The sequence below is a fragment of the Mycoplana ramosa genome, assembly GCF_041930185.1.
Lineage (GTDB): Bacteria > Pseudomonadota > Alphaproteobacteria > Rhizobiales > Rhizobiaceae > Mycoplana > Mycoplana ramosa.
The window spans coordinates 1-11,062 of record NZ_JBHEEW010000029.1 but is presented as its reverse complement, the minus strand read 5'-3'; the positions used below and the strand labels follow the sequence as shown (position 1 = coordinate 11,062).

Sequence of the window (11,062 nt, the reverse complement as noted above, 5' to 3'; positions counted from 1 at the left end):
ATTTCCGGGGCTTTAGCGCCAGTTCCCGCCTTATCCCAGATATTCCCGGTAATTCCGGTCCTTCGTGTCAAACAACAACCGTCCCGCATACGTTTCCACAATCCGTGACCGAACGCAAAAAAGGCCGAACAGCGCTCTGTTCGGCCTAAACTATTTAAGGAACTAACTAATTTTTGAATCGCGGTAAGCGGCTCTACCTACTTGACCACCGGAGAGGCGATATTGCAGCCGGTCTTCAAGGCGCTTGGATTGAGATGCCGGAGCCGATTGCCGCGGTTACGACGGTCTGCCGTAGCATGGCCAAACTCAAAGACTCGAGGTCTTCAAGCAGAATTAAAGACCCCGGATTAAACTCATGAACTCGATGCGATCAGAGCTTGTTCGCCGCGAGCGATCTCCCGCTCGTGATTCTCGACCGCAGCTACGATCTCCTCCGCCGACAGGGTCTTCTTTTCGACCAGAGATTTTGCCAATGCCCTAAGTAGGTCTCGGCGCGGCTCCAAAATGGCCGTCGCGCGCTCGAACTGCTTCCGAAGCATAGACTCCACGACGTCTCCCAATTCCGGGCGTCGACTTCTCACGGCGGCAAGCGCCTCAGGCGAGCTGATCGACTCGGACACCATCCATCGTCCAAGGCCCCATGTCACTTCCATCATGGTGGCGAGGTCCGTCGCGATATTGAGGTCTGCCTTTTGGTCGCCGGCCGATCCAATCGAGTGATCTCCGTACACGAGGCGTTCAGCTGCCATCCCTGCCAGGAGCATCGCGATCCGGTTCTCGAAATACGTCGAAGTCTTCCGCCGGATCGGCGGCTCTTTGAAGTGCGCGCCACCGAGCGTCGCAAGCTTCGCGTCCGGTGTCACCGTGTCTTCGATGGTGACATACATAAGAGGATCGGATTCGTATTCCAAACTTACGAGAGCATGTCCCAGCTCGTGGATGGCAACGGACTCGATTACCTCGGGTGGCAACTTCACACGTTTCGGCATTGCCGAAAGCAGGTCGTCCATCTCCATCTCGCGACCCGCGCGTCTGGCCGCCCGTTTCGCGTCGCGGGTTGCACGCTGGATATCCGCACCGGTCCAGCCCCTAGAATCTTTCACCGCGATATCGATGTTCCGGGACGTTAGGTCTTTGCCAAGGTGATATCTGAAGATATCGCGTCGGCCGGCGGCGTCGGGGAGGGGAATGACGCATTGACGATCGAGCCTGCCGGGCCGGAGAAGAGCGGGGTCAACCAAATCGGGAAAGTTCGTCGCTCCGACTACCACAACGCCATCGCGACCGTCGATTCCATCCAGGCATTCCAGAAGGCCATTCACGACCTGGCGGGAATAGCTGGCGCTATCGCCGCTATATTCTTCGCGAGCGGAGAAGCTATCGAACTCGTCAATAAAGAGGATAGAGGGCAAGCTGGCTTTCGCTTGGTCGAATGCCGACCGCATGGCTTTAAGGAAATCGCCCAGATGTCCCTTGGCCTGCCAGCGGGCGGCGGATGCGGCTACGAGCGTCATGCCACAGGTGTTCGCGAGTGCTGTGGCGAACGAGGTCTTTCCCGTTCCCGGCGGTCCAGACAAAAGGATGCCGTGATCGATATCTGCCCAGGACAGCTTGCCAGCCTTCCAGTCTGCGATGTCGGCGGCCAGTTCGAGACCCCAAGTTTTGGCATCGCCATAAGCGGGGAGGTCATGCAGGGTAGGCTTATCGGGGAAAGGTAGAACGACCGCCAGCGGCTGCTCTTCTTTCGTATCAGTGAGATGCGCTTTCAGCCGTGCGATCGCGTTGCCAATCGGCCGACCCGCTCGCATGGCCATGGTGAGGCTGGCCAGGCTGTGTCCACTAAGGAATTCGGCGTCTTCGTCGCTGATCCTACCAAATCCCATTCTGAGAGCGGCGATCTTGATGTCCTCGCCGGACGTCGGCGGCAGGATTGCGACCAGATCGGATGCGAGACGTGCATCCGCATTCAGCGTCGCCTTGCTCTCCATCAGGACGATAGCCCTGCGGATTTCGCTTGTCCTGGAAAGCTTTACGGAGGTCCTGAAGTCTTCCCTGTCGGTTAGCGCCAGGATGTCATAATGGACTTTCATCGGGATTCCGTCGGCCCGCGGGTTCTCCATGATCCAGTGGGCAGCGACCGCATAGTCGTGGATGTTAGCGTCCTCCGGCACGACGATCGTGGCAACGAAGCGACGCGACCTATGAACTAACGGCCTCAACACCCGCAACAACGAAATCACGGCTAACTGGGTCGATAGCGACAGGTCGCGCGTGCGCCGCCTGCCATGCGTGAAGTCATGAACATCGACGTCGGTTTGGTTACGCATACAAAATCCCTCTGAAAACGATGACGGAAACGGCTGACGTCAGCGCGCTATCCGTCTCACCGCTGTCGTGGGCCCGATCAGTTCGTCGTCGAGGTCGACTTCCACGAAGCCGTTCAGGATCATCGACGCCAACCCGGCCACCGATCTGGTTTCCGAGAACGCGGTCAGGCATTCCGCGACCGTGAGCGATCCGTGTTCTTCCAGCGCCGCCAGAAGCCGGACCCGATCCCCGAGGGTTGCCTGGTAGTTTCCGTAGCGCAGCAGGTCTTTCGCGTTGCGGAGTCTCGTCCCGCCATAGACCTCGATCCTGGGCGGGCGCTTGTACCGGAATCCTGCCTCGGCGGCTGCGGCTTCGAGGACGACGGGATCGGGCGTCTCAGTGCGATCGAATCCGTCCACGAGAAGACGTTGCCCGGAGACGTGGCAGACGAGGAAATCGCAGACGTGGAATTCCGGGCCAACGGAGAGGAAGGGTGGATCGCAGGTCCAAGTTTCGACCTCGGGGTCCACGTCGAAAAGGCAAGCGATGTCACGTGCTACCTGAGACCGAAACGTGACCGGGCCGTCGCTCTTGACCGTGGCGCGCGGAAATAAAGAGGACCTTGCCTGGGCCGCCGTCGCGACGTCCAGGATTTCGGTTTGACGAGAAACACGCATGCAACAGACTCCACAATATCGCCGATGACCGTCAGCCCCCATGGCTGACAAGACTTCATCGTATTCGCGAGACTGTGTGGAGGTCGGTTTTCATGGAGAACGAAAATAGAACAAAAATTGGCCTTGTCTAGGGGCCCAGGTCTATTTTTTTTGAGGAGGCTGTATCTCCAAGCGTAATCGACAATATCCGATGAAAATTCGAAATAGCTAGGAATGGGAAATTGAAGACATCCGGAATTTTGACAGTTCGAGCGGGAATCCTGAAGAAATGTCAGTCGGTGGCTTTTCCCGTGTTTGGATCAGAAGACATGCTAATTTAAATTTTTAAACTAAAATCCGCGGATTGCCCTCCACAAGAAATTTCTTGCAAGTCCAAACTCACGCGCTCTCAATGCACTCGTACTTGTGATCCATCGGGAACGGAGATGATCCACATGCTTATGAAAGCAAAAACGGGCCAACCTCTGAACAGGTCGGCCCGTCACTTTGGTTGCTACCCATTGCGAAGAGTAACGGGCTCAGTCTTGCCGGCTGGTCCCGTCCTGTCAACGGATTTTTCCAAACCGACAGCGATCTAATCTGAAAAAATCTGCAGTCCGGCGGGCGGGGCCCGGTTGACTTACCGAATTCGTCCGGTACAAACCGAGAACGGAAACGATGAGCAACGCCGTTTTCCAGCACGGGATGATCCCATGACCGCCTTCGGACTGCACATAGACAAGCGAATATGACTGCCATCGGCAGATTGTAGTCGTTTGCATGCAGTTCGGCGGTCCCTCTGACCTCTCCGAACTTTGACCGCAAAGGCACGCGCTCCGAGGTGCGTGTCTCTCCCCATAGTTCATCGTAGCCCGCCCGACTGCGCGTCGGCGGGAGAGGAGAAGTGCGCCATGTTCATCACCGAACACACCATTTCCACGTCGCGCCCCCTTAGGTCCGCCGAACTCGATTCACTCGGCGGCGAATGCATCACGATCGCCGAACTGATGCGCGAGTGGCAGGGACATCTGTACGAAGACGATCCTTCCACCGACTGCTGAGCCTTTCACCCAATCCGTGGACACTCCGCCGATCACGAACATCGGCGTCGGCGGAGCCATGTCTGGAGGCAAGAGATGAACGAACAACAGCTTATGACGTTCTTCGGCTTCGGGGACGATCACGTTCCCCTGGTCAAGGTGGCCAAAAGCCAGAAGCGTCAGGAAATCCCTGTGTCGTTTCCGACGCGCAAGGCCGCCCAGAAATCGATCAGGGCTCGCTCGACGCTTATGCGCGACGCGCTCATTCACTTTGAAACCAACCCTGACGTCATCAGGATCAGCGCATATCCGATCAAGCTCGAATACGAAGTTTCGGATTGGCACGGCGTTGTCACTTCCGCCAGCCATATCCCGATGGTTGGCGTGTGGAGCAAGGGTAGACAGGCCAGTTTCTTCGACATCATCCCGCTCGCCATCCAGGACGAGCGGAAATGGATCGAGCATCAAACGAGTATGTTGAAGGGGGTGTACTGGGAGCAATACCGGGCGACGTATGCCGTTCTCGACGAGAGCAATCTCCACATCCAGCCGCGGATGATGAACCTGGCGACGATCCGCTACCACGCGTATCGTTATGACGATGAAGCCGTTACCGCAGTCCGCCGCGCGCTGTCCCGTCTTCCATCACAATCCACCATCCAGATGGTCTCGGATGAGGCTGCCCTGCCAGGGAGGGCGCATGTCTTTTTCGAAAACGACGGCACGGCCGCACAGTTCCGCCCGCTTCCGGAGGTGAAGCGAGCCTTTTCGGCATTGATGTGGCTTGCGGTGGCAGGCGAGGTGAAGGTGGACATCTCCAAGCCGATTTCATTTGCGTCGACAGTGACAAAGACCTCCCACGTGTCGAGCGCGAAGGGGAGGGAAGACTGATGTCCTTCATGCACAACAAGAGCGTATTCCTGACGAAGGGGGCACTCAACCCGGCGTCCAGCTTCGCAGAACTCGATGTTCCCCCTCATCCTGTCAACGGAGGAAAACACCAGGCACAGCGCTATAACTTCGCCATGGGATCGCAGTTCATGATCTTCGACCCCGACCGTCGCCGGGTTGCGAACTGCGCCGTGCTCTCCCGAAACTCCTATGGTTTGGGCGGCGAGAAATTCTTGGTCCAGAACACCGACACGAACGAGACGACGTTCCTGTCGGATTGGCAGATCAGCATTCTCGAACGCGAGTGGAGGCTTGTTCCGATCAACTCCGCGGCGAAGCGTGAAATCGCCCCAACCGAGCGTCCAAAGGTCAGGAGCTATCTTTCCATCCCTCGGGAGCGGCGCGCAGAGGCCATCAAGAGATGGTGGTATGCGCGCAAGCTCGTCCTCGCCCGCGAAGGTGGCAAGGTGCGGCTCACCAAGAAGCTGATCCTCGAGGTGGCAGCCAACCACGCACGCGAGAAGGGTCACGAGAAAACACCCTGCTACAATTCCCTCCGTATCTGGCTCAAGAAGTACGAGGCCAATCCGTTCAACCGAATTCTGGCTCTTGTTTCCGAGCATTCGTCCGGAAATCCCATCCGGAAGTTTGATCCTCGGATCGAAGACATTCTAGACGACTGCGTTCAGTGGGCCTGGGAACTGCCCGCCGGCACGGCGCTGAACGTCGAAAGTCAGTTCAAACTGGAACTTGCGAAAAGGGAGAACCGGCAGCTTCTCAAGGAGATCGAGCTCCCGGACGGAACACTCAACGTGCCGAGCTTCCGTACTATCGAACGTCGTTTCGCGGCTCCCGACAACTATTCGAAAGACCTGTGGCGCTACGGGATCGAAGCGGCGCGGCGAAAGCATACCTTCTACACGCACAGGGATTTGCCCGACCATAGCCTAAGCGTGGTCGAGGTCGATTACACGACAGCGGATATCTGCGTATACGACGCCGAGAACATGTGCCTCTTCGGCCGTCCCAGTGTCCTGTTTTTCGTTTCGAAGAAAAGCGGGTGCATCCTCGGTTTCGCGGTCCATTTCGACAACCAGAGCTATGAGGCCTTTCTCTACGGCTTGCGGATGGCGCTTTATCCCAAGGACATGTCCCGCTTCCCGGGCGCTGAGTGGGCGCAGTACGGCGACTTCATGGCTATTCCGTCCGACAACGCCACGTTTCTACGGGGCGAGGACATCAAGCGCGCGTCGGAAGAGATCGGTTTCGAGATCATCGAGACCCTTCCGGGGGAGCCTACCGGCAAGGGTCTGGTCGAGCGCATGTTCCGCACGCTCAACACACAGGTCTTTCACCTGCTTCCCGGCACGACAATGTCGAACGTCGAGCGCCGAAGACTTTTCGACGACGCCAAGGGCCTCGGCCTGCCGATGATCAGCCTCCAGCAATTGGAGGACTTCATCACGCTCTGGATCGTCGAATACCACCGCACTCCGCGCCGTGGCATCGGTCTTACGCCGCGCTTGAAAGCCATTCCCCAGGATGTGTGGGACGCAGACCTCAAGAACATGCCGCCGAGGGACCCGATCGATCCGGAAATCTTCGTCTCGCTCGGTGGACATCGGCGCAAGGTGACGATCCAGAACGACGGCGTCACCTACAAGCACCTGACCTGGTACTCTGAGGACCTTCTCGAAATCACGGCTCATCCGAACCATAAGCCTGGCACGGAATATGAGTTGACCGTCGATCCGTCCGATCTTTCCAACGCCTTCATCACGAACCCCTATCGACGTGATCGCGTCATCAGACTGCGACCGAACGGGCGGTGTGCGAAGTATGCGGACGGCCTCCGGTTGTTCGTGCATCGCAAGATCATCGAACACCATAACAAGGTCTTCAAACGCAAGCCGATCACGATCGAGTCGCTTGAGCTTGCGAGGCGCACCCTTCCGGATGAGCTTTCGAAACTCCTCGACAAGAAGAAGCTCCAGCGGACCGCTCAGGCGCTCGCGAAGTTCCAGAGCCAGGTTACGAGAAAGCTCAAGCGTTCGGCCATCGTAAACGTGGTCGAGAGCGAGGCGGCGAGTGCCGACCATCTGGATTTCGCAGCTCCGTTTAGCCCCGGACCTGCCCGTACCAAATCTCCCAACCGCCCGGGCAGGGGCCGCGACGGCACGCCTGCGGCCCTAGTCATCCAGACGGCTGATGGCGAGATCGTGGAGCGCGATCCCCTCGAGGACGCTGTAGCCGAACATAAGCGGCGCGGTACTCCGCGCACCGAGCCCTCCGGGCCGGTTTCCGTCGCCGTCGCCCCCGTAGAAACCCCGCTGATCACCCAAGCAGACAGACGCGCCGCCTTGCGCGAGCGCCTTGCCAAGAAAGGATTTGATGAATGATCATCCTCCCGGACTTCCACGAAATCTCCTTTGCCAACGATAGCGAGGCTCGCCGTGAGATGCTTAGGCTTCCTGAGGCGGCGCGTCAGCGGATGGTCGAAAATCTCCTGTACCGCTATCCGCGCTTCAACCAGACTTTCGCCCGCCTTCAAAAGCTCCATCGGCCCGGTCCGCAGGGGGCTCCCATTGTGGGCCAGATCGCCGGGTTCCTCGGAAATTCCCGTGCAGGCAAAAGCTTCATGCTCAAGACGCTGCTGCGGGAGAACAAACCCTATCGGCTTGACGATAGCTCCGGCTATGTGTTCCCGATGGCCTACATCCCGGTTATGGAGCGCTGGGGAGCGCCGGATGTCGCGTCGGCTCTCTTCCTGGCGACGGGAGCGTCTTCGGTCCCGTACATCGGTGGTAAGTCTCTTGAGGCAAAATGCGTGCGACGGGTGGCAACTCATGGAACGCCTCTCGTGGTCTTCGACGATGCACACTACATTTTCTCGGCCCCGCCTGCCAAACGACGTTCCATTCTCTCCCTGATCAAGGCGTTGGCAGACAGCGGTTCCTGCTCCGTCTGGCTGGCGGGCCTCTATACGATCGAGGCCTCGATGCTCAACGAGGCCCAGCATCTCAACCGCGGATCATTTCCTACGGTCCATCTCGCCGAGCACGACATGTCGATTACCGACGAGATCGACGATTATCTCGGATTTCTGATCGGTGTCTCGAACAGGCTCCCGTTTGCCGAAGATTCCATTCTCGATCGCGAAGAATGGCAAACCGAGTGGAGGCTTGCCGCGAGGGGTTCAGTCGGCCTGACCATGAACATCGTGATCGATGCGGCACGACAGGCGATCTACGACGGGTCGCCCTGTATCCAGGGTCATCATCTTCGCGAGGCATGTTTCCTGCGCAAGCGGACGGGCGACCTCACATACCCGTTCGAGAAGGCTGCCTGACATGGCGTTCATTCAGACACTCGTATTTTCCAGGTGGGACGCAACTCCGGCTGTCGACGAACCCGCCCACGGGTTTTTCATGCGGCTGGCCGAGCTGGAAGGCTCGGTCACCATGACAACCTTCGCGAACTGGAACGATCTGGAGGTTAACCGGGTCGCCACAAACCAGCTCATGGAAGCGCTTGAGCGCCATCCCATGCCGACCGACTGGTTTGAACTCCTCCGATTCAACACGCCGCTCCGTATGGGCGATGGCTATGTCCTCCGCGGACATAGTTTGCCCTACCATCACATCCGGTTCGAGCCACGGCGCTGGTGCCCTGGCTGCATCCATGAATCCTCCCATCATCGAGGATGGTGGGAGGTCGAATCCATCCGACATTGCCCGGTCCATTGCGTCGAGCTCGAGACCCGTGACGAAGGCGGCACGCACGTCCCATGGACCTGGCTTGGCTTCGGATATTCCCGCGACGGCTATGCGCTCGGCCGCCAGCTGCCTCGCCGGGACGACGGTGCGCCTTTCGCTCGATACCTGCTCGGCCGGTTTGGCTGGCTCAAGGCAATCAGTGCGCCTTTGCTGGATGCCATCCCGATCCCCGATGTCATCGATTACTGCGAGTTCGTCGGCAGGTTTCTCGAGAACCCGCCTTCGCGTAAACACCCGCCCGTCGGCACACACTCCGCCGACGTGGGTTTTCGCGCGCTGTCCGGTGATCGCGGCGACCTTGCGGAGGCCATGAGGGAATGGCACCGCAAGTACAGGGGAAACCACAAGGCCCGCGGCGTCGCGGCGCATTTCAGCTGGGGCTACCCCAAACTCAACTTTCTGCCGGAGAGCCTGAGGCTGACGGTCCGCCGTGCCTTCCACGAGGCCGCGGTATTCGAGACAGAGCGATATGACCGCCGTGTCCGTGACGAAGACTTCGACATCGAGTTCATGCCGCGCCTGGAAATCGCGCAAACCCTCGGTATCGGTCCCCGTGCGGTCGAGCAGCTCGCCAAGGAGGTGGGTGTCCTCCAGAAGACCCGAGAGCGGCGCACGGTCGCGGCGCATGCCGTGGAGACCATCGCCGATTTCAAGGAAACGCTTGTCCCGATCTCGGAAGCCGCACGACGGCTTGGCATCAATCAGGATGCCATCCGCCATCTCGTCCACGCGGGCTATCTCAAGGTCTTCACGAATCTGAGGCCTGGCCAACGGAGCGGGGGTCGGTACTCGCCTGATCAGATCGACACTGTCCTCAGGATGATCGACGATCTGCCCGTAACCGGATCGCCGGCGTACGGCCTGACGCTCCACACCTATCGTGTTCGCAACGGCCTGGTTCCGGGTGCCGTCGCGGTCGCCTGCCTCAAGGGCGAGATCGTGATCTGCGAGAAGCGGGACAACGTTCCGGGCTTCAAGCGTCTGATGGTCCAGACCGATGCCAAGCGGAAGCGCCAATCGTTCACCAGGTCCGAAGATACGATGACCATGGGCGAGGCACAGGCGCTCCTGAACATGACCTACGAGACAACCCAGATTCTCGTGAAGCATGGCCATCTCGGGGAGGTCGAAGCCAGCCCGCGCCAGGTCCTGATTTCGAGAAAGGCCGTCGAGGATTTCGCGGCCAATCACGCCAAGGCTTCGGATTTCGGCCACGGCATGGGCATCTCGGGACATGCGGTCAGCTGGAAAATGAAGCGGGAAGGGGTCGACCCCGTGGTGAAGTTCGTGAAGGGCGGCAAGCACATCGACACCGTCTTCAAACGGGTCGATGTCATGCGCGTCTATGGATTGGAAGCCGATCCTACCGTTCTGGAGGACTCGAGGGTGGACCGGTTCTGGGAGATCATCGTTCCCGAGGCTGCGAAGACCTGCCCGTACCTGATCTTCCCGTCGAAGCTGCCGCCGTCAGGCCAGCGGGTCTGGAATTCGAACAGGGGCCTGTCGGCGCATTTCCAGTTCGATCCAAGCCTCGGAGAAATTCAAATCAACCTGAGCGCCCGCGGTGAGCGGCACAAGTTCTGGTTCGATCTCAATACCGAGGATTACGTCGCCGCGATAAAGGAAATGCTCGACGTCTTCGACGGAATGGTCAAGGAGGCCACGGAGCGGCAGAATGCTAAGACGCGGGAGTGGTGGAGGAAGCGGAAGTCGGCATGATCGACAGTGACATCCGTGAGTATCCGAGCTGGCTTGTATACGGCCACGAGAAACTTCATCTTGTTGGCACCGATATAGTTGGACCATAAGCAATGACAGTGAAGCCAGAGAACGTGCCAGACGACTTGGATCAGCTTCGTCCGGCATTCGTGCGCTCGGTCGGCCTAACCCCCGGCGAACGATATCTGGCGGAACTCGCTGACCATACATTCCTGAAGTTGTGGTCTTACCCGAACCCGTTCCGCGAGCAGAAGCTCGGGGGGGTAGGGGATGGTAAGGAACTGTGCGATCTGTTGGTCGTTTGTGATCCGCACGTGATCATCTTCTCCGAAAAAGAGATCAGCTGGTCGGACAAGCCCGTCGATGTAGCCTGGGCGAGATGGTACCGCAAAGCCGTTGATGCAGCCGCTGACCAATTGCGTGGTGCGGAGCGATGGTTGAGAGACTTTCCCGACCGTCTATTTATGGACGCGAAATGCACCGTTCCGTTTCCTCTGGCCCTGCCTCCGACGGATACCAGGCGCGTTCATCGTGTCGTTGTTTCGAGAGGGGCGGCAGCCGCTTGCATTGAGCGTTTCAGAGGAGGCTTGGGCACGCTCTGTTCCGGATCAGCGCCTTTGAGACAGAAGTGGCTTAATCGAGAAGAGAGGATTTTCGGCTCATCGTAGCTCAT

Annotated in this window: 8 protein-coding genes; 6 read left to right on the top strand and 2 right to left on the bottom strand. The window is 58.7% G+C overall.

Annotation, left to right across the window (positions count from 1 at the left end; translation table 11 throughout):
• Positions 1 to 353: 353 nt before the first annotated feature.
• Positions 354 to 2,327 carry an AAA family ATPase gene (locus tag JNC62_RS21000; RefSeq protein ID WP_374841415.1) on the bottom strand — a complete coding sequence of 658 codons (1,974 nt, stop codon included), beginning with the start codon at positions 2,325 to 2,327 and terminating at the stop codon, positions 354 to 356.
• 39 nt (positions 2,328 to 2,366) lie between these two features.
• Positions 2,367 to 2,984 (bottom strand): hypothetical protein, encoded by a 618-nt coding sequence (locus tag JNC62_RS20995; protein ID WP_374841414.1) that lies wholly within the window; start codon positions 2,982 to 2,984, stop codon positions 2,367 to 2,369.
• An 890-nt stretch (positions 2,985 to 3,874) separates the two neighbouring features.
• Here JNC62_RS20995 and JNC62_RS20990 point away from each other — a divergent pair.
• The 6 genes from JNC62_RS20990 to JNC62_RS20965 all read left to right on the top strand — a co-directional run bounded on the left by JNC62_RS20990 (position 3,875) and on the right by JNC62_RS20965 (position 11,057).
• Positions 3,875 to 4,024, top strand: a complete 150-nt coding sequence (locus JNC62_RS20990; protein ID WP_374841412.1) for a hypothetical protein — start codon at positions 3,875 to 3,877, stop codon at positions 4,022 to 4,024.
• 75 nt (positions 4,025 to 4,099) lie between these two features.
• The gene (locus tag JNC62_RS20985) at positions 4,100 to 4,894 is read left to right on the top strand and encodes a hypothetical protein (protein ID WP_374841410.1); all 795 of its coding nucleotides are present in this window, start codon (positions 4,100 to 4,102) and stop codon (positions 4,892 to 4,894) included.
• The gene (locus tag JNC62_RS20980; protein ID WP_374841408.1) at positions 4,894 to 7,293 is read left to right on the top strand and encodes a TnsB C-terminal domain-containing protein; all 2,400 of its coding nucleotides are present in this window, start codon (positions 4,894 to 4,896) and stop codon (positions 7,291 to 7,293) included. The genes JNC62_RS20985 and JNC62_RS20980 overlap by 1 nt, the downstream gene beginning before the upstream one ends.
• Positions 7,290 to 8,243, top strand: coding sequence for a TniB family NTP-binding protein (locus tag JNC62_RS20975; protein WP_374841406.1), 954 nt, complete (start codon positions 7,290 to 7,292; stop codon positions 8,241 to 8,243). Before JNC62_RS20980 ends, JNC62_RS20975 begins: the two co-directional genes overlap by 4 nt.
• Before the next feature lies 1 nt (position 8,244).
• The gene (locus JNC62_RS20970) at positions 8,245 to 10,389 is read left to right on the top strand and encodes a TniQ family protein (protein WP_374841417.1); all 2,145 of its coding nucleotides are present in this window, start codon (positions 8,245 to 8,247) and stop codon (positions 10,387 to 10,389) included.
• 92 nt (positions 10,390 to 10,481) lie between these two features.
• Positions 10,482 to 11,057: a hypothetical protein gene (locus JNC62_RS20965; protein WP_374841404.1), complete on the top strand. Its 576-nt coding sequence runs from the start codon at positions 10,482 to 10,484 to the stop codon at positions 11,055 to 11,057.
• Positions 11,058 to 11,062 lie beyond the last annotated feature (5 nt).